Raw genomic sequence first — 21,983 nt, 5'->3', positions numbered from 1 at the left:
GCGGGCTTTTTTATTGGCGCTTAAAACAGATGGTTTATCTATATGCTTCATTTGCTTTAAATTGGTGCAAGGTGTTGTAGTATAAGCAATGCAATGTTGATCATTATTGGTGCAACATAGAATTACCTATTTAAATCCTTTTAATTTTTTTAGTGATACAGTTGTTATGCAAAATTCGATTCGTATTGGTATTGTCGGTTACGGCAACCTAGGTCGTGGCGTTGAAACGTCAATTCAAAAAAATCCAGATTTAAGTTTGGTGGGTATTTTCACACGCCGTGCACCAGAAACAGTTTCACCTTGTTTTGCTGAAACACAAGTGTTCCACATGGATGACTTAAATAGTTTCCAAGACAAGATTGATGTATTGATTTTGTGCGGTGGTTCTAAAGACGACCTTCCAAAACAGACTCCAGAATTGGCAAGCAAATTCAATACTGTAGACAGTTTTGATACACACGCACGTATTCCTGAATTCTTTGATGCTGTAAATGCTCCGGCACTTGCAAACAAGAAAACAGCGATGATCTCGATTGGTTGGGATCCTGGTATGTTCTCAATCAACCGTCTATTTGGTGAAGCACTTCTTCCAGATGGTGAAACCTATACTTTTTGGGGTAAAGGTCTTAGCCAAGGTCACTCGGATGCGATTCGCCGTGTAGATGGTGTAAAAGCAGGTGTTCAATATACGATTCCATCTACAGATGCGATTGAACAGGTACGTAGTGGTTCACGTCCACAACTCACGACCAAAGATAAACATACCCGTGAATGTTATGTGGTACTTGCAGAAGGTGCAGATGCAAATGCGGTTGAGCAAGCGATCGTGACCATGCCTGACTACTTTGCAGATTACAATACGAGTGTAAACTTCATTGATGAAGAAACCTTAGCCAAGGAGCATAACCGGATGCCTCATGGTGGTTTTGTGATTCGTAGTGGTAATAGCAGCGATGAGCATAACCAAGTGGTTGAATTCTCATTGAAGCTCGATAGTAACCCTGAATTTACTGCGAGTGTTCTTGTTGCTTATGCACGTGCATGTCATCGAATGAACCAAATGGGGCAGTATGGTGCTAAAACAGCATTTGATGTTGCACCCGGTTTACTTTCTATGAAATCACCTGAGCAATTGCGTAAAGAGCTACTCTAAGATTGAATCATTTGAGTATTCAAAGTAAAAATTCAAAATAGATAAATTGAAAAGGCGAATAATAAATTCGCCTTTTTTTATAAATGATTCTTTTGGCATTGAAAGTTGAAGACTAGTGAATTATGGGAACTCAAGCTAAACTTCGACCACGATTTTAACAATGAAAATAACCATGTCTTTTTTAATGGCTAAAATGAATCCAGGGATCATTTGGTTAATGATCGCAATCGCAACCGATGTTCTTTCTACCTTTTATTCAGCGAAGGGCAATGGATTGGTCAATAAAGCAGATCAAGCGATCGCATTGATTCTTTATATCATCTCTTTTGCTTGTGCAGCGTATGCATTGAAGTTTATGCAGGCTGGCATTCTCTATGTTTTATGGTCTGGGATAGGTGTGATTGCGACTGCCTTCTTAGCAAAAACTTTTCTTGGGCAAAACATTGATATTGCAGGATGGATTGGTATCGGATTTATCACGATTGGACTCATTATTATTGCTCAATTTTCAAATATAGATGTTTGAATTAGATATAAATTGAATACCATTCAATATCTAAATTTAAGTATTACTCAAGCTGACAATTAATCATCCATTTGATACCGAATTGATCTGTAAAAGCCCCATAGAGTGCACCCCAAAAAGTTTTGTCTAATGGCATTTCTATTTGTCCGTTTTCACATAAGGCTGAAAATAATCGATGCGCCTCATTTTGCTCACTTTGATCAAGATTAATTGAAATATAGTGATTGGTGCCTTGGGTAAAAGGAGTTCCAGATTGTGCACAGAAATGTTCAGCCGTATCTGATCCCATGAGTATGGTGAAATCATTAATCGGTAAGGAAACGTGCAAAATATAATTCTTTTCCAAATCTGAAAGTGTGACTCTATCTTGTGGTGGGATATCTGCATAGCGCGACAGCATTGCAAACTCTCCGCCAAATACAGAACGATAAAAGTTAAATGCTGCTTCCGTTTGTCCTTGAAAGTTTAAATAGTGATTCAGTTGCATTTTGAAGTCCGTTTTTGTTGTTTTGGAGAAGATAATTTAACAACTGTTGGCTTAAAGTTTAATGAAGAGTATGTAACTGAATTGAAGGTGATGTGCTTTGTAGAGTCATCATTAGTGTGAAAAAAGCCTTTCATCAATGAAAGGCTTTTTGTTGTGAGCGATGTTTCGGGATATTAATGTTGTGAAATATTGATCGAGTTATAAAAGCTCGATTGCGACAGCAGTTGCTTCACCACCACCAATACACAGTGCAGCGATACCACGTTTACCACCTGTACGTTTAAGTGCATGTATTAAAGTTAGAATAATACGTGAGCCTGTTGAGCCGACTGGGTGACCGAGGGCACATGCGCCACCATTGATATTCACTTTTGCTGCATCGAGTTTGAACTCATCGATTGGACACATGGTCACCATTGCAAATGCTTCATTGATCTCCCATAGATCTACATCTTCGACTTTCCAGCCCGTTTTATCTAAAACTTTTTGGATAGCACCAACTGGAGCGATGGTAAATTCAGAAGGGTGCTGAGAGTTTGATGCATAAGCAATAATCTTCGCAAGAGGAGCAAGCCCTTTAGCTGCTGCTTGTTCTACTGATGTTAAAACTAAAGCTGATGCGCCGTCAGAAATAGAACTCGCATTTGCAGCAGTAATCGTACCATCTTTAGCAAAGGCAGGGCGTAGAGTCGGAATTTTATCAATATTGGCATTAAAGGGTTGCTCATCCTTATCTACAACAACATCGCCTTTACGAGACGAGACAGTCACAGGAACGATCTCATCTGCAAAATAACCCTCTGTAATGGCAGTTTTAGCACGCTCTAAAGAACGGATTGCAAAAGCATCCATCTGTTCACGTGTGTAGCCTTTAGTATTCGCCATATCTTGTGCGAATGATCCCATTAAACGACCTGTTTCAGCATCTTCAAGCCCATCAAGGAACATATGATCTTTGATTTCGCCATGACCCATACGGAAACCACCACGTGCTTTTGGCAAAACATAAGGGGCATTGGTCATGGATTCCATGCCACCAGCAACGACAAATTGTGCAGAACCTGCTTTAATCATGTCAGCTGCTTGCATTACAGCTTTCATACCAGAGCCACAAAGCTTGTTAATGGTCACAGCGCCTGTAGTATCCGGTAGACCTGCTTGACGCATGGCTTGGCGAGCGGGGCCTTGTTTTAAGCCGGCTGGAAGTACACAGCCCATAATCACTTCTTCGATGTCTGTCGGTTGTAGCCCTGCGCGAGCAACTGCTTCTTTAATGGTTACTGCACCCAGCTCAGGTGCTGTCAGTCCAGACAAGCTACCTTGAAAGCCACCCATTGCTGTACGAGCGCCATTTACGATTACGATTTCAGTCATTGTTGTACTTCCATTGTTATATTTGCATGTTGTATTCAAAAACTTTATAGCCCAAGCAGTATATTGAAAATTTGCGAAGAGTGAAGCTTCATAACATTATTTTGACTGATCAGTACTTATGCTCATAGGCATTTATGGCTGAGCTCAGTACGAACATGTGCCATTTGATTGACCACATAGCGCGTATTATTTTGAGAAGTTTTTAAACTACAATAATGAAAGCTTCCTTGAGATCCACGAGGTAGCCCTGTATCTCCCATAAATGTGACAGTATTTGGACTTGTACTGCCTCCATCCCATTCTAGATTGCCATACTTTAAGTTGGTTTTCAGCTTTTGATGAATCATTTCATTTGCATCTAATATTTTATTATTATTTCGATCGGTGAATATCAAGATGCCTCTATTCCATTGATTGTTTGAACAAGTGTCTAAGTTATCTGAAGCACATATCACGATTCGTTGATGCTGTGTCACTGCTAAGTTTTTTGATAGCTGAATTAGATTACGAATCGTGGGCAGCATTTGATTATGCTCCTGCCGTTCCATAAAATTGTGATATGAAGGCAGGGCGATACTAACCATAATGGCTAAAATAGCGATGGTTACAATAAGTTCAATCAGCGTAAATCCACGCCCTTTACAATTTGGATACATTGTTTATACTTCTTTTGTTTATTAATTGTCTGATTTTTAAAATTTTAATAAATTTAAAAGGATTAAACCCTTCATTATAAAAAATGATTACTATCATTTCTTATTGCTGTTAAAATGCTGGGAATGGAAAGATAAGTTATTCTCAAGGTCAAATTGAGTAAAAAATTACCGAATTACAACGGAAATTGTAAGTAATTTTGTCAATAATTTACTTGATTAAAGTAATCAAGCACTTGGAATTGTCTTCAAGTGTTTGTATGATTCAACGTGAGTAGCTTAAAAAAAATACTGGGGTATAAAAAAGCCTATCTCAGGAAGCCATAATATTTTAGGCTGAGCTTGAAAAACAATTGTTATCTCTGGAGGATATCCATGAAATTGAGTCGTATCGCACTTGCTATGCTTGTTGCTGCACCATTTGCTGCTGCTAACGCTGGCGTAACCATTACTCCGTTAATGGTTGGTTACACATTCCAAGACACTGCACACAATAACAGCTATGAAGATCATCTTTATGATGAGCCTGCTGAGCTTCAAGACGATTTATTCGTTGGTGCTGCGCTTGGTATCGAATTGACACCTTGGTTAGGTTTCGAAGCTGAATATAACCAAGTTAAAGGTGATATTGAGACTGATTCTGCTAGCTTTGGTGAATATAAACAGACTCAAATCAATGGTAACTTCTATGCTACTTCTGATTTGATCACTAAAAACTATGACAGCAAAGTTAAGCCATATGTATTATTAGGTGCTGGTCACTATAAATACGAATATGATGGTTCATTCGGTAATCTTAAAGATGACGAAGGTACTTTAGGTAATGCGGGTGTGGGTGCTTTCTGGCGCTTAAACGACGCTTTGTCTCTACGTACTGAAGCTCGTGCTACTTATAACATTGATGAAGATTTCTGGAACTACACAGCTTTAGCTGGTCTTAATGTTGTTCTTGGTGGTCACTTGAAACCTGCTGCTGCAGTAGTTGAAGTTGCTCCAGTAGAAGCGGCTCCTGCTCCAGTTCAACCAGCTCCTCAACAACTTGTTGAAGACTTGAACATGGAATTACGTGTGTTCTTTGATACAAACAAATCAAACATCAAAGATCAATACAAACCAGAAATCGCTAAAGTAGCTGAAAAACTATCTGAATACCCGAATGCGACTGCTCGTATTGAAGGTCACACAGATAACACTGGTCCACGTGCATTGAACGAACGTTTATCTCTAGCTCGTGCTAACTCTGTTAAGTCTGCACTTGTAAGCGAATACAACGTTGATGCTGCTCGTTTGTCTACTCAAGGTTTCGCTTGGGATCAACCGATTGCTGACAACAAGACTAAAGAAGGTCGTGCTATGAACCGTCGCGTATTCGCAACGATTTCTGGTAGCCGTACTGTAACAGCTCAATAATTTGAGATCTGTTTCTTAATGAAAACGACTCTTCGGAGTCGTTTTTTTTTGTTAATAAAAAAAGAAAAACAATAAAGTGTGATATATTTCTCAAAAATACTATTAAGATCAAACAATAAGAGTGATTATCATGAAAAAAATGCAAAATTTGCTTTTAGTAGCAGTTTTCAGTAGTGGTTTACTTATCGGATGTTCAACGACAAAAGTAAATGATTCTGTTCAAACACAAGAAGTTGCATCACAAAAAATATTGCATGAACTTAAAAATGGCGTATCTATTTATTTTGATACCAACTCAAGTGAAATTGAAGCGAAGTATCAAATTTATTTAATTACAGCAGCTAAAGGTTTGGCGCAAAACCAAAACTTTGTACTTGAGTTAGAAGGTCATACAGATAGTAGTGGTTCAGCTGCGACGAATCGTCGTGTGTCTTTAGAGCGTGCAAATTCTATTCGTAATACACTGATCATGAACCATGGTGTTAATCCAAATCAAGTGAAAGCATTTGGTGTTGGTTCTTCGAAGCCGATTGATACAAACGATACTTCAGAAGGTCGTGCAAATAACCGCCGTGTTAGTGCAACTTTAAAAATTCAGTAATAACGGATTATTATAAAAAAATCGGACTAGAGTCCGATTTTTTTATTTGTGAAAGAATAAGATAAAACTGAATTAGTCTTGGTCTACCTTCATTGGCTGTACATCCATTTCATTGTATTTCACCAATTTGGATTCTCTTTTAAGTTTGTAACCGATCCAAATTGCAAAGAATAAGAAAATACCAATATAGGTTGAAAGTACAGCTAACCATTCACCATTAAGCACAGCTTGATAGTTTTGACCTAGCACAACAATGGCACATAGAATGAACGCAAACCACGGTGCAAATGGAAAGAATTTTGCACGATAAGCGAGGTCTTCAAGTTTGTAGCCTTGAGTGAGGTAACCTTTACGGAAACGATAATGTGAAATCGCAATACCTAACCAAACAATAAAGCCACACATACCAGACATATTGAGTAGCCAGTTAAAAACTTGCTCTTCACCAATGAACGTAGTTAAGAAGCAAAGTGCTGCAATCGCCGTTGTTGCATACAAAGCATTCATTGGAACGCCGCGTGTATCTAACTTAGAGAATACTTTCGGTGCACTTCCGTTCTTTGCCATGTCAAATAACATACGCGTTGATGAATACATGCCTGAGTTACCAGCAGATAAAATCGCAGTCAAAATCACAGCATTCATTACACTTGCAGCAAATGCAAAGCCAGCTTGCTCATAGAGAAGAGTGAATGGTGATAGGGCAATATTTTCATCAGATGCAGCTTGTAAAAGACGTGGATCATCATAGGCAATCAATGTACCGATAATGAAGATACACACGATATAGAACAACAAGATGCGCCAAAAAATTTGCTTGATCGCGATAGGAATTGTTTTCTTCGGATCTTTGGATTCACCTGCGGCAACACCGACCATCTCAGTGCCTTGGAATGAGAATCCTGCAATCATTGCGACACCAATTAGGGCAGAGAAACCACCAACAAATGGTGCTTCGCCTGTTGTCCAATTCGCAAATGTTGCGACTTCCGGTGTTAGCATGATTTTCACAATCATCACGATACCAATGATGATAAAGATGATAATGGCAAGCACTTTGATTAGTGAGAAGAAAAACTCACTCTCACCAAAACCTTTTACAGTTAATGCATTAATCCCAAAAACCACAGCGAGAAACAAAGCACTCCAGTAAAAGCCCGGAATATCAGGAAACCAAAATTTCATGATGAACTGTACAGCAACCAATTCAAATGCAACGGTGATAGCCCAGTTGTACCAATAGTTCCAACCTAATGCAAAACCAAAACCATTTGATACGTATTTAGTCCCGTAAGTAAAGAACGCACCAGAAGTCGGATTATGCGTTGCCAATTCACCAAGGCTTGTCATCAAAAAGTAAATCATGACACCAATCAATGCATAGGCAAGTAATGCACCACCTGGACCCGCATTGGCAATGGTTGCACCAGATGCGAGGAATAAACCTGTACCAATAGAACCACCAATGGCGATCATATTCAGATGGCGTGCACCAAGCTTTCGCTTAAGCTGCTGTGTTTGAACGTTTTCGCTCATTGAAGTTCCTTATGATTTCTTTTGAGTGTTAGCGAATAACACTTTAAAGCCATGTTGATCAGCTTTAATTGTACATTGACCAAAATTTTGTTCGATCAAAATCGGATAATTTAAAAAACGGTTTGCAACCAACCAAAGCTCACCACCCGATTTTAAATGGCGACGCGCAGTTTTGCATAAATTCTCACTAGCATTGTAATCTGTCTTGATCCCTTGATGAAATGGGGGATTGCTGACGATTGCGTGTAAAAATAACGGTGCATCTTCAATACCAGTCACAGCTTTAATCTCAAGTCGTTCTGGTAAAAGGTTATTTTTATCAAATGTCATCCGTGTTGAGGCCAATGCAAATGCATCGACATCCATCGCAAAAATGCGGTTTTCTGGATTGAGTTTGGCAAGGTAAGCACTAATTACGCCTGCGCCACAACCGAAATCAGCAATTTTACCCACAGTCACTTGTGATAAATAGGGTAGAAGAACCGCTGTACCTACATCTAAGCTCTTTTGACTAAAAACACCTGGTAATGCACAAATGGTGAGCTCGCCATTTGGCGTGGAAACGAGGTATTGCATAGCCCATTCTTCAAGTGTTTTAGCAGTGACTGTTTTTTCAATAGTCATTTGCCACATTTGACAATGTCGTGCACTGTCTAATTTGAGTGCAGGACCATAGGGTTGTAGTTGCTTTGCCGCACGCTCTACGCCAGCTTTCTTCTCACCAACGAGAAAGATGAAAGCACCAGTAGATAAACGACTCACCACATTGTGTAAAACGTAGTTGAGTAATTCTTTAGACTTAGGAACAAAAATGATCGCTTGATCAAATGCTTGTTCGGGTAGTTCAACACCAAAATGCACATTGGCTTGTTGATTTTGAAAATATTGGTATTCGTTAAAATTCCAAGTCCAAAAAATTGGTTCAATCTCTTTGTCTAAATTGGACGCTAAATCATCTGTAGGGGCATTAACCAATAATACTCGCCCAGAAAGATAATCATGCTGTCGAATGACAACTTCACTTCTTGGATCCATTTTGTCTCTCCATATAACAACATTGCCCAGACAATGCTGGGCAATGTTGAAGCTGAAATGAAATTATTTCTTCGTCTCTGGAAGAATAATATTTAATAACAATGCTGCAATACCGCCTGTCGCAACACCTGAACTAAAGATGTTACGGAACAATTCAGGCATATGCGCCAAAATATCAGGAACTTGTGCAACCCCTAAGCCTAAGCCTAGAGAAATAGCGATAATGAGGAGGGCACGACGGTCAAGATTAACACCAGCTAGAATATTAATCCCAGATGCGGCTACAGCACCGAACATCACCATCACAGCACCGCCCAATACTGCTTGTGGAACAGCTTGGATGACACCAGCAACGATAGGCAGGAAGCCTAAAATCACTAACAGTGCCGCAACCCAAATGCCCACATAGCGACTTGCAATACCTGTGAGTTGAATCACACCATTATTTTGTGCAAATACAGAACTTGGGAAGGTGTTAAAGATACCAGCAAGGAATGAGTTAGCACCATTCACCAACACGCCACCTTTAATGCGTTGCATCCATTTAGGACCATCAACAGGTTCATTAGAAAGTTTAGAGGTTGCAGTCACGTCACCAATGGCTTCTAATGAAGTCACAAGGTAAATGAATGCCATTGGAATAAATAGACTCCATGAGAAATCTAATCCAAAGTGCATCGGGCTCGGAACTTGAATTAAAGGTGCATCTTTCAATCCTGAGAAATCAAGATGTCCCATAAAGCCAGCTAATGCGTAACCGACAATTAAAGCGATTAGAATGGCAGAACTTTTGATCCAAGTGATTTTTAAGCGGTTAAGTAAAATAATTAGACCTAGAACAGTACATGACATAATGAGGTTGTCTGCATTTGCAAATGTCCCGTCTTTCATTGCACCGTAACCACCACCCATGCTGGTCAGACCCACTTTAATTAAAGTTAAGCCAATCAGTAAAACCACAATACCTGTTACCAGTGGGGTAATCAGACGTTTAATCCATGGGAGAATTTGTGAAACACCCATTTCAATAAATGAGCCTGCAATCACGACACCAAAAATGGCAGCCATCACTGATTCAACAGGCGTGCCTGCTGCAACCATTGCTGAACCAATACCAATGATTGGTCCAATAAAGTTAAAACTCGTGCCTTGAACAATGAGTAGTCCAGCACCAAAAGGCCCGACACGTTTACACTGTAAAAAGGTTGCGATGCCAGAGATGACCAATGACATCGAAAGAATCATATTGGTATCTTCTTTTGATACACCGAGTGCTAAACAAATGAGCAAGCCTGGGGTAACAATAGGAACGATAATCGCGAGGAGATGTTGAAAAGCGGCTAAAAATGCAACAAAAGGTTTCGGGCGATCATTTAGACCGTAGACCAGATCTAACTGATCCTTTTGCTCTGGAGACGTGTTTAAATCAGACATGAGTCATCAGGGTATTGGCAGGATGGCGCTATTCTAATCGAGATAAATGCCTTTATAAAACCAAATGTCATAGATTTGTCAAAAAAAATCGACATTGTCAATAAACTGTCACTACTAAAAGCTGAGTTTTTTCTGTATAATTTGCCCTCAAATTAAATACGCATTGAATATACATGTCAGATATTAAAACTCTCCGTAACATCGCCATTATTGCGCACGTCGATCATGGTAAAACCACTCTTGTAGACAAACTTTTGCAGCAATCAGGTGCTCTCGGTGATCGCGCGGGTGAGATCGAGCGTGTCATGGATTCGGGCGCTATTGAAAGCGAACGTGGTATTACCATTCTTGCAAAAAACACTGCAATTAAATGGACTGATGCTCGTACAAATACTGAATACCGCATTAACATTGTGGACACCCCGGGACATGCTGACTTCGGTGGTGAAGTTGAACGTGTAATGTCAATGGTTGACTGCGTACTTCTTCTTGTCGATTCTCAAGAAGGTCCTATGCCACAAACTCGTTTCGTAACGCAAAAAGCGTTCGCACGTGGTTTGAAGCCAATCGTAATCATCAACAAAGTAGACAAGCCAAGCGCGCGTCCAGATTGGGTTATCGACCAAGTTTTCGATTTGTTTGATAACTTAGGTGGTACTGACGAACAGTTAGACTTCCCAATCGTTTATGCTTCTGGTCTTCGTGGTGTTGCTGGTCCTTCTCCAGAAGAACTTGCTGAAGACATGACTCCATTGTTCCAAACAATCGTAGACATCGTTGAACCACCAGCAGTTGACGTTGATGGTCCATTCCAAATGCAAGTGTCTTCACTTGACTATAACAGCTTCGTTGGTGTTATCGGTGTTGGTCGTATTCAACGTGGTTCAGTTAAATTGAACACACAAGTGACTGTAATCGATAAAGAAGGTAAAACACGTAACGGTCGTATCTTAAAAATCATGGGTTACCATGGTCTAGATCGCGTTGACGTTGAAGAAGCTTCTGCAGGCGATATCGTGTGTGTAACAGGTATCGATGCACTTAACATTTCTGACACGATTTGTGATCCGAAAGCTGTTGAAGCACTTCCACCACTTTCTGTAGATGAACCTACAGTAACGATGACATTCCAAGTAAACAACTCACCGTTTGCTGGTAAAGAAGGTAAATTCGTAACTTCACGTAATATCCGTGAACGTCTAGACCGCGAATTGATCCACAACGTAGCATTACGTGTTGAAGATACTGATTCTCCAGACCGTTTCAAAGTTTCTGGTCGTGGTGAACTTCACCTTTCAGTTCTTATTGAAAACATGCGTCGTGAAGGTTTCGAAATGGGCGTATCTCGTCCACAAGTAATCTTGAAAGAAGTTGACGGTGAAAAACAAGAGCCGTATGAAAACGTTACTTTTGACGTTGAAGAACAACATCAAGGTTCTGTAATGGAACAAATGGGTCACCGTAAAGGCGAAATGACTAATATGGAAGTTGACGGTAAAGGCCGTATCCGTATTGAAGCGACTGTTCCTTCACGTGGCTTAATTGGCTTCCGTTCAGAATTCTTAACGATGACTTCTGGTACAGGTATCATGACGTCAAGCTTCTCGCATTACGGTCCTATGAAACAAGGTACTGTTGCGAAGCGTCAAAACGGTGTGTTGATTTCTATGGTTCAAGGTACTTGCCTTGGCTATGCATTGTTCACACTTCAAGACCGTGGTCGTCTATTCGCTAAACCTCAGTTAGAAGTTTACGAAGGTATGATCATTGGTATTAACTCACGTTCTGATGACATGACTGTTAACCCAACTAAAGCTAAACAGTTAACAAACGTACGTGCATCTGGTACTGATGAAGCGTTAACTCTTGTTCCTGCTGTAGAATACACACTTGAACAAGCGCTTGAATTCATTGAAGATGATGAGTTAGTTGAAGTAACACCTAAGTCAATCCGTATCCGTAAGCGTTACTTGACTGAAAACGAACGTAAACGTAACCGTTCTGGTAAATAATATGTAAATACACTTTATCTAAGTGTTATTTATCAAATGCTACCATTCGTGGTAGCATTTTTTTGTTTAGAATAAGCAATTACATATTTATAATTAAATCAATTCCGAGTAAATTACTCGCGTATATGAACTGCTTCACATTTTTAGAGTGTTCAGTCATTCAAAAAATTTAAATAAAATAAATGAAAATGCGATCTGGAGAATTCAATGAGTATCGTTCAAGAGTTTAAAGAATTTGCCATTAAAGGCAATATGATGGATTTAGCCATTGGTGTGATCATCGGTGGTGCGTTTGGTAAAATTATTGATTCATTGGTAAAAGACGTCATCATGCCATTGATCTCTGTAATCACGGGTGGGGATGTTGATTTTTCTCAATGGTTTGTTGTACTTGGCGATAATCCAAATAACTTAGCAACCTTGGAAGAATTACAAAAAGCAGGTGTGAATGTACTTCAATACGGTAATTTCTTAACTGTATTTATTAACTTCCTAATCCTTGCTTGGGTTGTATTCTTACTGGTTAAAGTGATGAATCGTATTCGTAAGAATGAAGCTCCTGCTGAAGAACCAGCAGCAACTCCAGAAGATATTGAATTGCTACGTGAAATTCGTGATGAATTAAAGCGTAAAGGTTAATTCTTTTAACACAAAAAAACGGCGCATCATGCGCCGTTTTTTATTCACTGAAAATCATCTTTCAAATGTAGATTTTTCTAAATCAGAAAGTTAGAAATCAAAAAACAGAGGAATAGAGGGTGGAATGGTTAATCCATACGAAATTTAATTTCGAGTAGATGCCAGCCAAACTGACTTTTGATTGGACCATGCAGTTCACGCTCAGGGAGGGTGAAAACGGCTTTATCAATCGGTGTGACGAGTTGCCCTTTTTTAATATCACCTAGCTCGCCACCTTTTTTACCAGAAGGGCACGTAGAGTGTTGTTTAGCAATTTTTGCAAAGTCTGAGCCTGCTTTAATTTTCTTCTTAAGCTGTTCACATAGATCTTTGTCTTTGACTAAAATATGTCGAACGATGGCAGATTTCATGCTTTGCTTCCTTTGGGAGATGTCTTAACTGCTATTTTAACCTTTTTTAGCGGTTGGCACTGTGGGCAAAACACAGAAGCACGTTGACCAAGTTTTAAGTTTTCTAATGTAGTTTCACAGTTGACGCACATTTCACCTGAACGACCGTAGGCGAGCAGAGTTTGTTGGAAATAACCATTTTCACCCATTGCATTACTGTAGTCACGTAAGGTTGAACCACCTAAATCAATTGCTTGTTTTAGAATCCTTTTGACTTCAATGACAAATCTTTCAATTTGATCTCGACTTAGACTAGAAGCCGGTTGAGCAGGATGAATACCAAGATTGAATAGGCTTTCAGTGGCATAGATATTTCCAACACCAACCACGATATGGTTATCCATAATGGCAACCTTAGCCCCAACATTTTTTGTCTTAAATTTTGCAGCTAAGTAGTCTGCATTAAATGCATCACTGAGAGGTTCAGGACCAAGTGTATCAATCAACTTGGTTTGCGAATATTCATCAAGCCAAAGGATACAGCCGAAACGACGTGGATCATGATAGCGAAGTTGAATATCATCAAACTGAATAACCAAATGATCATGTTTGCGTAATTCGTCTTGAGCTTCACATAATCTAAAACTACCCGACATGCCTAAATGCCAGAGCATGGTGTCATTTTCAAATTCAGCCAAAATATACTTAGAACGTCTTGTGAGTTTTAGTAGTTTTTGACCTTGAAGTTTTTGAATATCTTCAGGAATGGGCCATCTTAAACTCGATTGGTAAACCTTTAGGGATTGAACGGTCTGATCAAGTAAGGGTGCCAAACTGGTTTTGGTGGTTTCGACTTCTGGTAATTCAGGCATGCGAATCAATGTGCAACTAAGATTGAGTTTAATATTGGGCTCTTTAACTCAGAATGCAAGCATTGAATTCCTGAACTATTGGTCATTTATAAATGAAGGAAAATCGCGAATTGAATCATTTGAAATTACTGGAATGTTTAAACTTTGGTCGATATGCCTTAATGTAGGAAAGTTAAAAATCAAGTTTGAAACAATATTTTATTAATTTTAAGTATTTGTTTAATAATGGTAAATTTTTAATTTAAAAATAAAAATTATAAATAATTATTAATTGATAAAAAAAAGTTTTATAAATCATAAAAATATTGCTGAGATCATCTCTTAAAAATTCGGTAACTTTCCTTTAATTATTGGTTTAAGTCATTGAATTTAGCCAAAGTTACTCTCTCTTTTAAGTTGTTGTTTTAGGTTGTTGTAATGAAAAAATTAAATCTCGCTATTTTACCATTGATGATGGTTGCAATGACGCAAGCACAGGCAGAGCAAGCTTTTGATCCTAAAGGGCAGTATTTACTGGGGGATTGGGATGGAAAGCGTACTGAACTTGCACAGCAAGGTGTTAAGTTTGAAGCTAATGCTTTGACTGATACCGCTTATCTCGCGGATGGTGGACGTGATGCTGGTGAGAGTCCGAATACTTCTGCACAGTTTTGGTTAGGGACACAACTTGATTTAGAGAAGCTTGCTGGATGGGATGGTGTGACGGTTCGTGCTGTGATGACTGCACGTCAAGGTCAAAGCACTTCAATTCGTGATTTGCAAGATCGGCTCGCACCACAAATGGCCAATGCTCAAGGAACATTTGGTCGTGGTAACCAAGAAAGCCGTTTGACTGAGCTTTCGATTGAAAAGAATTTTAAAGAACAAGGCTTAAGTATCAAAGCAGGTCGTTTGGGTCTAGGCATGGACTTTAATGTGATGGCTTGTGACTTTGCTAGTACTGCATTTTGTGCAGCACAGATGGGTAAGTGGCAAGGTGGAATTTGGATGAATACGCCTGTTTCACAGTGGGGAGCACGTGTTAAGCAACAGCTGAATTCAGAACTTGCTGTACAAGTCGGTGTTTATGAATTTAACCCTGAAAATGCTTTAGAGCGTCATGGTTGGAACTTGGATACAGACAATGCAGATGGTGTGACTATTCCAGCGGAAGTGGTTTGGACACCAAAATCGTTAGTGAATGGTTTACCAGGCAGCTACCGTGTCGGTGGGATGTATAACACTGCCGATGATGCTAGCAATCAATTTGATATCGCAAAAGGAAAAATAAACGGAAATGCTGTGAGCCCAGAAGATCGTACTTTTGCTGGTTGGTTAGCAGTAGAACAGCAATTGACTTCTACAGGTTCAGGTCGTCAAGGTTTACATAGCTTTGCAAACTTTACATGGCATGACCGTGTGACCAATAAAGTGGATAACTCTCAACAGCTTGGTTTGAAATATATTGGATTAGTGGATTCACAACCCAATGATATTCTTGGTTTGGCGGTAAACCGAGTGCATGTGAATAATCGTATTAGCAATCCAAACCTTGATGCAAGTGCAGAATACAATATTGAATTGAACTATAGCTACAACCCTACGAAATGGTTGATGCTACGTCCAAATCTACAATATGTGATTAACCCAGGTTCAACCAATCGTGTAGATGATGCTTTAGTTCTTGGGCTAGGTTCTCGTATTATCTTCTAAAGCTTTTTTATCAAGATGCTTACTTAGATAAGGATGGATAAACAGCTTTAATTTTGAAATTGAATGAAATACATATCATAGGTTCTTCGGAACCTGTTTTCATTTATAAGGTTGAAATTTATCCTAATTGTTTGCTATAGCTGTCAGTTCGCACAGGGAGAGCTTAGATGTCACAATTATTTCAATCAATAGGTTTTGGTGCGTTGCAACTCACCAATAAAATTATCATTGCACCGATGTGTCAGTATTCAGCCAATGAACAAGGAGAGTTGAGCTATTGGCATGAACAGCAGTGGGCGAATTATGCATTGTCTGGTGCAGGCATGTGTATTGTTGAAGCAACAGCAGTACAGGCAGAAGGGCGTATTAGTTATGCTGATCTAGGGTTGTGGAATGATTTACAACGTGCGCAGCTCAAAGTATTGAGAGAGAAAGTTAAAACACTGTCTCCAATGCCATTTGGCATTCAGCTTGCACATGCAGGTCGAAAGGCATCGACAGACCGTCCATGGTTGGGACGTGGTCAATTACCCGCTGAACATGAACAAGGGTGGCAAACTGTTTCTGCAAGTGAAATCGCCTTCGGGTCAAATGATTTGCCTCCGCATGAATTAACTGTAGATGAAATTAAAAAGGTGATTGAAGACTTTGGAACTTCAGCGATTCGAGCTGTAGATGCAGGATTTGATTTGATTGAAGTGCACGCAGCACATGGCTACTTATTACATCAGTTTATGTCGCCACTTTCGAATCATCGAACGGATGAATATGGCGGAAGTTTTGAAAATAGAATTCGTTTAACCTTAGAGGTTTTCCAAGCGATTAAAAATGCAGTTCCCGAAAATTACCCAGTGGGTATACGGATCTCTGCAACAGATTGGATGGATGATATAGAAAGTTGGACAGTCGAATCAAGTATTGGTTTGGCAAAGGCTTTAGAGCAACTGGGCGCTGTGTATATCCACGTATCGAGTGGCGGATTACATGAAAAGCAAGACATCAAAATTGGTGCAGGCTATCAAGTGCCTTTTACTGAAGCAATTAAGCAAAATATTAGTATTCCAGTTATTGCAGTAGGTTTAATCACTGAGCCTGAACAAGCTGAACAGATCCTACAAACTCAACAGGCGGACGCGATTGCTTTGGCGAGAGCGATTTTATATGAACCACGCTGGCCCTGGCATGCAGCTGCAGCTTTAGGTGATGAAATCGCAATCAGCCCACAATACTTGCGTTGTCAGCCACATGGCGTAAAATCACTCTTTAAAGCATTCTGATTCTTTTTTATTCCGTAGATACGAGCCCTATTTCTAAGTTGATGCTTCGACTTTAGGATTTGGGCTTTCGTGCGTGTGGGGCATGTAGTCATGGTATTTCAGGTCATTGTACCCATCTTCTTTTTATTGGCACTTGGCTACTCAAGCGTAAAATTGAAGTTGCTCAATCAAGAGCAAGTCAAAGCGGTGGGAGCTTTCGTCCTTAAAATTGCTTTGCCTGCATTATTGCTACAATCGTTAGCTGCCCGAGATCTACATGAAATTTGGCTCCCAGAATTTTTTATTATTTATACGCTGGCTACGCTGATTTTATTTATCAGCGCATTCTTTGTAGTGACTCACTATTTTAAAAACAATCGCATCCATGCCTCTATTTTATCCTTAGGCGCATCAATGTCGAATACGGGACTGATTGGTACAGCAGTCCTGAGTTTATTGATGGGGCACAAGGCGATGACCTATATCTCCCTTGTGGTTATCGTTGAATGTGTATTGTTAATTCCCGCGGTGCTTCTATTAATTCAGTTGAGTACGCAAGAGTCGGTCAGTATAGGCAAGATGGTTAAAGAAGTCTTTTTAACCTTATTGACCAGTCCTATTTTTATGAGTGTGTTGATTGGTATTTCTTTATCTTTTTTAGACCTGCAAATTCCACATCTTATAGATCAATCATTGGCTCTACTTGGACAAGCAGCTTCACCTCTGGCGCTGTTTAGTATTGGTGGTGGTATCGTCGGGATGTCATTAAAATATATCAATGTACAAAGTTTTTATTTGGTCGCTTCGAATAATCTATTGATGCCGCTGTTGGTATTTTTAGGGCTTAGTTATTTGACTGATGCCAGTGATGAAATGATTTTTGCAGGAACGGTGATCGCTGCTTTACCTATGCCAACGATATTTGGCATGTTAGGGCAAGCTTATGGCGCAAATGATAAAGCGATGACGCCTCTATTGATTAGCACAATATTTGGATTCGCTGTAACCAGTTTAATCATTGCTATGTGGTGATTCATTAAGTTGATCTAAGAATCATTAAAAATAATAGAAGTATAGAAAGCCCCTCAAATAATAGGTTTGAAGGGCTAATTTTTTCAAAGTTTAAAAGCTATTTTTTTAAATCGTACTCTTTTAAATAGGACTATTTAAAATTTAGCTTTTTAAGATTGAATCTTTAAGATTACAGTTTTAAGATTTAGCTTTTGCAGCAGCTTTAGGTGGATTCTTTGCTTGATCCGCCAGTGCTTTGTTTACAATATCTAACTTCTCTTTTGCTGTAGGAACATTTTGTTGTGCCAATGCAGTAAAGATTTTCTTCGCTTCAGGTAGGTTTTGCGCCACGATATCGCCATTGGCATACATGTTGGCTACTGACAACAGTGCAGGGATAAAGTTCTTTTGAGCCAAAGAAGAAATCGAGTTGAGGGCTTTATCACCCAAAGCACGATTATTGGTTTTTGCAGCAACAGATAAATCATAAATAGCTTTTGAATAAAGTGCTGAATAACTGCCTTTTTTAATTAAAGGATCAAGTTTCTGCAATGCTTGTTTATCAGTTTCAGGTTTACCTTGAGCAAATAGAATCACCGCTTGCTCTACAATTGCTTCTTCAAAACCTTGCTTCGCTGCTTTATCTAAGTATTCAGTGGCTTTGGCTGGATTCTTAGCTAAACCTAAGCTCCCCGCAGCATAACCTTGAGACAAGATGTAATTTGCTAATGCATAACCTTGTTTGCCTGCTTGGTCATAAAGCTCAACCGCTTTTTTAGGGTCTTGTTTTGTGCCTTTACCTGTTTGAGTTAAATAGCCCAGATTATAAGTTGCTTGTCCATTTCCAGCTTTAGATAGGGTTTCAAGTTCTTTGTAGGCTTGTTCAAAGTTATTGGCTTTGATGAGATTTTCAATTTTAGCAAATTGTGGATCAACAACAGGTGTATTTGCCATCGCAAACGTGCTTGATACTACAAGCAATGCTCCACATAGAATTTTTTTCATTTTTTGACCTTTATATTTGGTTTTCTACAGCAATTGTTTCTAAATCCATTTATTCAATGAAAAGAGGGTTTTAAATTACATTTTTATCATAGTCACAATTGTGTGAATGTAAATATAGAAAATGTACCTAAATATACGCAATATATTCATTTTTAGGGTTTGGGTGAATGGTGTGTTAAGTGCTTATTTTATTGAATGTTGTTCTACCTAGATGATCACGAGTTGAGTGACAGTTCATTATTTAAAGCTTCAACACTAGGTTTCATCTGTGGAGTCTGTTTAAATACCTGTCTGTATAGTTTGTGAGAAAACCATGTTTGTTAAAGGCATTAAACGTAATTATTTAAAAGTTCTTGAAGATGATTCGATTCCAGATGAAGAAAAAATCGATGCACTTTTAATGAAGCTTGGTGTTGACTATTTGGTGAGTAAAGACGACCGTGTCTATATTTTCAAAAATGGCGATGCTGAAGCAAAATTTGATGCCAAACATGCACGTGCTTATCATTTTAAAGATTATGTCGTTAAAGATATGAATAAGTTATTTCATGACTTTAACTAAGTCATTTCATTCAGGCTTTTGTGTAGCGCTTCAATGCTGTTGATCAAAAGCCTGATGGTAAAGAATAGACTCAAAATTTGAATGTTGGGCCGTTTATTTAAATGCTTAAAACGACTATCTCAAAATAATAATATTGCTCTAACAGTACAATTTACGAATTAAAATAATAAGCTAGCTGTAGTGATTCATTATTTCCGATTATCTATTTTATTTATTGTTGCAACCTTTCACGGTGCAATTGTCCCCACGTTGCCATTTGCACCATTAAAGCTTCAAGTTTTCGCCCTGACGGGGTTAAATCATACATTGCTACAGTTCGCCCTGATTCAGGATCAGTACCTTCGATTTTCATGACAACGCTGTTGAGTTCTAACTCTTTTAATTCTTTTGAAATCATTCGTGGCGTAATGCCTTGAAGCAGTCGTTCAATATCATTAAAACGTCGTGGCTGCTTAATCATCGTGGCAATAATGGCGAGTTTCCATTTTCCATTGATGACATTGGTGGCATTTTTTAAAGCGACAATAAACGCGACATTGCATTCATCTTCTATACTCAGATCATTTTCACTCATTTTTATAGTTCTTAAAATTCAATGGAATACAGCATTATATCGTATGCGCTAAGCTAATATGAAAATAGTGCAAGATCACTATACTTTTGTATAGTGCACATTGTGAATAAAGTTTTTATAACTAAGCCTAACGTTTAGATGATTGATCTCAATCTGCCAAAAGTCTAATTCGAGCAGATGTATAAACACAAGAATGATAGGTGAAAATCATGATTTTAGTCACGGGAGCAACAGGTCACTTAGGGGGTCATGTTGTATCGCATTTAAAACAACAGTTAGCACTGAATCAGTTTGCTGTATTGGCACGGAATATTGATAAAGCGAAAACATATGTAGAGCAAGGGATCGAAGTACGTTTGGGTGATTTTAATGAGCCACAAGATTTAGCCAAAGCCTTTGCTGGTGTGAGTAAGTTATTACTGATTTCTACTATGGATATGAATCGTTTAGAACAACATAAAAATGTAGTTGATGCTGCCAAACAGACAGGCGTGCAACATATTATTTATACAGGTTTAGCGATTCAAAATATCGACACTTCTGCGGTCAAAGACTTGATGATTAGCCATTTTCAAACTGAAGATTACATTCGTGAAAGTGGGCTGAACTATACTTTTTTACGTAATACGATGTATGCCGAGGCGATTCCACAAATTATTGGTGAAGATGCTGTGGAAACGGGCATTGCTTTATCGGGTGGTGAAGGCAAAGTCCCTTATGTAACACGTGCAGAACTGGGTGAAGCGACTGCAAAGCTATTATTGGAATCAGGACATGAGAACCAAACGTATCATTTGGTCGGCAGTCAAGCCTATAGCTATCAAGACATTGCTGATGTTTTGGGGCAACTGAACCAAACCACAGTGGCGTATCAAAACCTAACAGTTCAAAACTATCGTGAGTTTTTGGGGCAAATTGGTTTGCCAGAGTTCTTGGTTTATTTAACGCATGGCACAGTGCTTGATATTGCCAATCACCAATATGAAGTCGCAAATACGGATCTAGAAAAATTGTTAGGTCGTAAGAGTGCACCGTTACAAGAATATTTGAAAACCATATACGCATAAAAAATTGAAACTTCATTACTGAATATAGGAATTACTTCATGCAACTTTTAGATGCTTTAAAATGGCGTTATGCCACTAAACAAATGACTGGCGAAAAATTACCACAGGCTTTGGTCGATCAGATTTTAGAGGCAGCACGTTTAGCGCCAACATCGGCAGGATTGCAACCGTTTCACATTATCTCAATTAGCAATCAAGAACTTAAAGAAAAAATTTCTCCAGTTGCTTTAAATCAGCCTCAAATTATCCAGTCATCACATCTTTTGGTCTTTACTGCGTGGGATACGATTCCAGATGAACGCATTGATGAGCGCTATAATTCAATGAATCGTGAGCGTAATTTACCTTTAGATACCACGATGGATGTGGTGCAAAACCTGAAAAACTTATTTTCAACCTTTACGGAAGAACAGCAGTATCACCATACGGCAAAACAAGCACATATTGGTTTTGGCATGGCGATTGCCGCTGCGGCAGAGTTAGGGGTGGATGCAACACCGATGGAAGGTTTTGATAAAGACGGGATCGATGAGTTGTTGGGTCTTAAAGAAAAAGGCTTAAAATCAGTCGTGTTGTTGGCGTTAGGGCGTCGTAATCCTGAAAAAGATTGGTTGTTAGGCTTGAAGAAATTCCGTATCTCACGTGAAGAGTTTGTGACGGATATTCAATAATTTTTAGGCATTCATTGCTAGATC

The 21,983-nt window shown here is 39.0% G+C and carries 22 protein-coding genes; 12 read left to right on the top strand and 10 right to left on the bottom strand.

Annotated elements, in window-relative coordinates; translation table 11 throughout:
* Positions 1 to 166: 166 nt before the first annotated feature.
* Positions 167 to 1,153, top strand: a complete 987-nt coding sequence (locus AC5YDM_RS10290; protein WP_496152020.1) for a diaminopimelate dehydrogenase — start codon at positions 167 to 169, stop codon at positions 1,151 to 1,153.
* A 172-nt stretch (positions 1,154 to 1,325) separates the two neighbouring features.
* Positions 1,326 to 1,679: a DMT family transporter gene (locus AC5YDM_RS10285; RefSeq protein WP_496152019.1), complete on the top strand. Its 354-nt coding sequence runs from the start codon at positions 1,326 to 1,328 to the stop codon at positions 1,677 to 1,679.
* Positions 1,680 to 1,722: 43 nt separating this feature from the next.
* Here the strand turns inward: AC5YDM_RS10285 and AC5YDM_RS10280 are convergent, their stop codons facing one another.
* From AC5YDM_RS10280 to AC5YDM_RS10270, 3 genes are all read right to left on the bottom strand, one after another.
* Positions 1,723 to 2,166 carry a VOC family protein gene (locus AC5YDM_RS10280; RefSeq protein WP_496152018.1) on the bottom strand — a complete coding sequence of 148 codons (444 nt, stop codon included), beginning with the start codon at positions 2,164 to 2,166 and terminating at the stop codon, positions 1,723 to 1,725.
* A gap of 198 nt (positions 2,167 to 2,364) precedes the next feature.
* Complete coding sequence (locus tag AC5YDM_RS10275; RefSeq protein WP_496152017.1) at positions 2,365 to 3,540, bottom strand: thiolase family protein; 1,176 nt, start codon at positions 3,538 to 3,540, stop codon at positions 2,365 to 2,367.
* 122 nt (positions 3,541 to 3,662) lie between these two features.
* Positions 3,663 to 4,196 (bottom strand): GspH/FimT family pseudopilin, encoded by a 534-nt coding sequence (locus AC5YDM_RS10270; RefSeq protein WP_496152016.1) that lies wholly within the window; start codon positions 4,194 to 4,196, stop codon positions 3,663 to 3,665.
* Positions 4,197 to 4,568: 372 nt separating this feature from the next.
* On the opposite strand from AC5YDM_RS10270, the gene omp38 reads away from it, so the two are divergent.
* Entirely contained in the window at positions 4,569 to 5,603 is a 1,035-nt protein-coding gene (gene omp38, locus AC5YDM_RS10265) for an outer membrane protein Omp38 (RefSeq protein ID WP_496152015.1), read from the top strand.
* 130 nt (positions 5,604 to 5,733) lie between these two features.
* The gene (locus tag AC5YDM_RS10260; protein WP_496152014.1) at positions 5,734 to 6,204 is read left to right on the top strand and encodes an OmpA family protein; all 471 of its coding nucleotides are present in this window, start codon (positions 5,734 to 5,736) and stop codon (positions 6,202 to 6,204) included.
* A gap of 72 nt (positions 6,205 to 6,276) precedes the next feature.
* Here the strand turns inward: AC5YDM_RS10260 and AC5YDM_RS10255 are convergent, their stop codons facing one another.
* The 3 genes from AC5YDM_RS10255 to AC5YDM_RS10245 all read right to left on the bottom strand — a co-directional run bounded on the left by AC5YDM_RS10255 (position 6,277) and on the right by AC5YDM_RS10245 (position 10,209).
* A complete protein-coding gene (locus AC5YDM_RS10255; protein WP_496152013.1) occupies positions 6,277 to 7,740 on the bottom strand; it encodes an amino acid permease in 1,464 nt (487 codons plus the stop codon).
* A gap of 9 nt (positions 7,741 to 7,749) precedes the next feature.
* Positions 7,750 to 8,775 (bottom strand): methyltransferase, encoded by a 1,026-nt coding sequence (locus tag AC5YDM_RS10250; RefSeq protein WP_496152012.1) that lies wholly within the window; start codon positions 8,773 to 8,775, stop codon positions 7,750 to 7,752.
* A gap of 63 nt (positions 8,776 to 8,838) precedes the next feature.
* The gene (locus AC5YDM_RS10245; protein ID WP_496152011.1) at positions 8,839 to 10,209 is read right to left on the bottom strand and encodes a uracil-xanthine permease family protein; all 1,371 of its coding nucleotides are present in this window, start codon (positions 10,207 to 10,209) and stop codon (positions 8,839 to 8,841) included.
* A 173-nt stretch (positions 10,210 to 10,382) separates the two neighbouring features.
* On the opposite strand from AC5YDM_RS10245, the gene typA reads away from it, so the two are divergent.
* Entirely contained in the window at positions 10,383 to 12,221 is a 1,839-nt protein-coding gene (gene typA, locus AC5YDM_RS10240; protein ID WP_496152010.1) for a translational GTPase TypA, read from the top strand.
* 207 nt (positions 12,222 to 12,428) lie between these two features.
* Entirely contained in the window at positions 12,429 to 12,860 is a 432-nt protein-coding gene (mscL, locus tag AC5YDM_RS10235) for a large conductance mechanosensitive channel protein MscL (RefSeq protein WP_496152009.1), read from the top strand.
* Between the two features lie 128 nt (positions 12,861 to 12,988).
* On the opposite strand, the gene AC5YDM_RS10230 is transcribed toward mscL, so the two are convergent.
* Positions 12,989 to 13,270, bottom strand: a complete 282-nt coding sequence (locus AC5YDM_RS10230) for a peptidylprolyl isomerase (RefSeq protein ID WP_496152008.1) — start codon at positions 13,268 to 13,270, stop codon at positions 12,989 to 12,991.
* Positions 13,267 to 14,121: a bifunctional DNA-formamidopyrimidine glycosylase/DNA-(apurinic or apyrimidinic site) lyase gene (gene mutM, locus AC5YDM_RS10225; RefSeq protein ID WP_496152007.1), complete on the bottom strand. Its 855-nt coding sequence runs from the start codon at positions 14,119 to 14,121 to the stop codon at positions 13,267 to 13,269. The genes AC5YDM_RS10230 and mutM overlap by 4 nt, the downstream gene beginning before the upstream one ends.
* A 417-nt stretch (positions 14,122 to 14,538) precedes the next feature.
* Between mutM and AC5YDM_RS10220 the strand changes: the two genes are divergently transcribed.
* The 3 genes from AC5YDM_RS10220 to AC5YDM_RS10210 all read left to right on the top strand — a co-directional run bounded on the left by AC5YDM_RS10220 (position 14,539) and on the right by AC5YDM_RS10210 (position 18,101).
* On the top strand, positions 14,539 to 15,813 hold the full coding sequence (locus AC5YDM_RS10220) for a carbohydrate porin (protein WP_496152006.1): 1,275 nt from the start codon (positions 14,539 to 14,541) through the stop codon (positions 15,811 to 15,813).
* A 167-nt stretch (positions 15,814 to 15,980) separates the two neighbouring features.
* Entirely contained in the window at positions 15,981 to 17,090 is a 1,110-nt protein-coding gene (locus AC5YDM_RS10215; RefSeq protein ID WP_496152005.1) for an NADH:flavin oxidoreductase/NADH oxidase, read from the top strand.
* 90 nt (positions 17,091 to 17,180) lie between these two features.
* Complete coding sequence (locus AC5YDM_RS10210) at positions 17,181 to 18,101, top strand: AEC family transporter (RefSeq protein WP_496152004.1); 921 nt, start codon at positions 17,181 to 17,183, stop codon at positions 18,099 to 18,101.
* A 177-nt stretch (positions 18,102 to 18,278) separates the two neighbouring features.
* Here AC5YDM_RS10210 and AC5YDM_RS10205 read toward each other — a convergent pair whose 3' ends face one another.
* Positions 18,279 to 19,085 carry a tetratricopeptide repeat protein gene (locus AC5YDM_RS10205; RefSeq protein WP_496152003.1) on the bottom strand — a complete coding sequence of 269 codons (807 nt, stop codon included), beginning with the start codon at positions 19,083 to 19,085 and terminating at the stop codon, positions 18,279 to 18,281.
* A gap of 313 nt (positions 19,086 to 19,398) precedes the next feature.
* Here AC5YDM_RS10205 and AC5YDM_RS10200 point away from each other — a divergent pair, with 313 nt between their 5' ends.
* Positions 19,399 to 19,647 (top strand): hypothetical protein, encoded by a 249-nt coding sequence (locus tag AC5YDM_RS10200; RefSeq protein WP_496152002.1) that lies wholly within the window; start codon positions 19,399 to 19,401, stop codon positions 19,645 to 19,647.
* A gap of 211 nt (positions 19,648 to 19,858) precedes the next feature.
* Here the strand turns inward: AC5YDM_RS10200 and AC5YDM_RS10195 are convergent, their stop codons facing one another.
* Positions 19,859 to 20,221, bottom strand: coding sequence for a winged helix-turn-helix transcriptional regulator (locus AC5YDM_RS10195; protein WP_496152001.1), 363 nt, complete (start codon positions 20,219 to 20,221; stop codon positions 19,859 to 19,861).
* A 209-nt stretch (positions 20,222 to 20,430) separates the two neighbouring features.
* Between AC5YDM_RS10195 and AC5YDM_RS10190 the strand changes: the two genes are divergently transcribed.
* Complete coding sequence (locus AC5YDM_RS10190) at positions 20,431 to 21,288, top strand: SDR family oxidoreductase (RefSeq protein WP_496152000.1); 858 nt, start codon at positions 20,431 to 20,433, stop codon at positions 21,286 to 21,288.
* Positions 21,289 to 21,326: 38 nt separating this feature from the next.
* Complete coding sequence (locus tag AC5YDM_RS10185) at positions 21,327 to 21,959, top strand: nitroreductase family protein (RefSeq protein ID WP_496151999.1); 633 nt, start codon at positions 21,327 to 21,329, stop codon at positions 21,957 to 21,959.
* Positions 21,960 to 21,983: the final 24 nt, after the last annotated feature.

Source organism: Acinetobacter sp. CY81 (assembly GCF_059515925.1).
This window is presented reverse-complemented; position numbering and strand designations above follow the sequence as displayed.

Coding starts and splice junctions, on each gene's coding strand:
- AC5YDM_RS10280 (WP_496152018.1), bottom strand. CDS start 2,166: ATGCAACTGAATCACTATTTAAACTTTCAAGGACAAACGGAAGCAGCA.
- AC5YDM_RS10245 (WP_496152011.1), bottom strand. CDS start 10,209: ATGTCTGATTTAAACACGTCTCCAGAGCAAAAGGATCAGTTAGATCTG.
- AC5YDM_RS10260 (WP_496152014.1), top strand. CDS start 5,734: ATGAAAAAAATGCAAAATTTGCTTTTAGTAGCAGTTTTCAGTAGTGGT.
- AC5YDM_RS10220 (WP_496152006.1), top strand. CDS start 14,539: ATGAAAAAATTAAATCTCGCTATTTTACCATTGATGATGGTTGCAATG.
- mscL (WP_496152009.1), top strand. CDS start 12,429: ATGAGTATCGTTCAAGAGTTTAAAGAATTTGCCATTAAAGGCAATATG.
- AC5YDM_RS10185 (WP_496151999.1), top strand. CDS start 21,327: ATGCAACTTTTAGATGCTTTAAAATGGCGTTATGCCACTAAACAAATG.
- AC5YDM_RS10285 (WP_496152019.1), top strand. CDS start 1,326: ATGTCTTTTTTAATGGCTAAAATGAATCCAGGGATCATTTGGTTAATG.
- AC5YDM_RS10230 (WP_496152008.1), bottom strand. CDS start 13,270: ATGAAATCTGCCATCGTTCGACATATTTTAGTCAAAGACAAAGATCTA.
- AC5YDM_RS10215 (WP_496152005.1), top strand. CDS start 15,981: ATGTCACAATTATTTCAATCAATAGGTTTTGGTGCGTTGCAACTCACC.
- AC5YDM_RS10210 (WP_496152004.1), top strand. CDS start 17,181: ATGGTATTTCAGGTCATTGTACCCATCTTCTTTTTATTGGCACTTGGC.
- AC5YDM_RS10205 (WP_496152003.1), bottom strand. CDS start 19,085: ATGAAAAAAATTCTATGTGGAGCATTGCTTGTAGTATCAAGCACGTTT.
- AC5YDM_RS10255 (WP_496152013.1), bottom strand. CDS start 7,740: ATGAGCGAAAACGTTCAAACACAGCAGCTTAAGCGAAAGCTTGGTGCA.
- AC5YDM_RS10195 (WP_496152001.1), bottom strand. CDS start 20,221: ATGAGTGAAAATGATCTGAGTATAGAAGATGAATGCAATGTCGCGTTT.
- AC5YDM_RS10190 (WP_496152000.1), top strand. CDS start 20,431: ATGATTTTAGTCACGGGAGCAACAGGTCACTTAGGGGGTCATGTTGTA.
- AC5YDM_RS10290 (WP_496152020.1), top strand. CDS start 167: ATGCAAAATTCGATTCGTATTGGTATTGTCGGTTACGGCAACCTAGGT.
- AC5YDM_RS10200 (WP_496152002.1), top strand. CDS start 19,399: ATGTTTGTTAAAGGCATTAAACGTAATTATTTAAAAGTTCTTGAAGAT.
- AC5YDM_RS10275 (WP_496152017.1), bottom strand. CDS start 3,540: ATGACTGAAATCGTAATCGTAAATGGCGCTCGTACAGCAATGGGTGGC.
- mutM (WP_496152007.1), bottom strand. CDS start 14,121: ATGCCTGAATTACCAGAAGTCGAAACCACCAAAACCAGTTTGGCACCC.
- omp38 (WP_496152015.1), top strand. CDS start 4,569: ATGAAATTGAGTCGTATCGCACTTGCTATGCTTGTTGCTGCACCATTT.
- typA (WP_496152010.1), top strand. CDS start 10,383: ATGTCAGATATTAAAACTCTCCGTAACATCGCCATTATTGCGCACGTC.
- AC5YDM_RS10250 (WP_496152012.1), bottom strand. CDS start 8,775: ATGGATCCAAGAAGTGAAGTTGTCATTCGACAGCATGATTATCTTTCT.
- AC5YDM_RS10270 (WP_496152016.1), bottom strand. CDS start 4,196: ATGTATCCAAATTGTAAAGGGCGTGGATTTACGCTGATTGAACTTATT.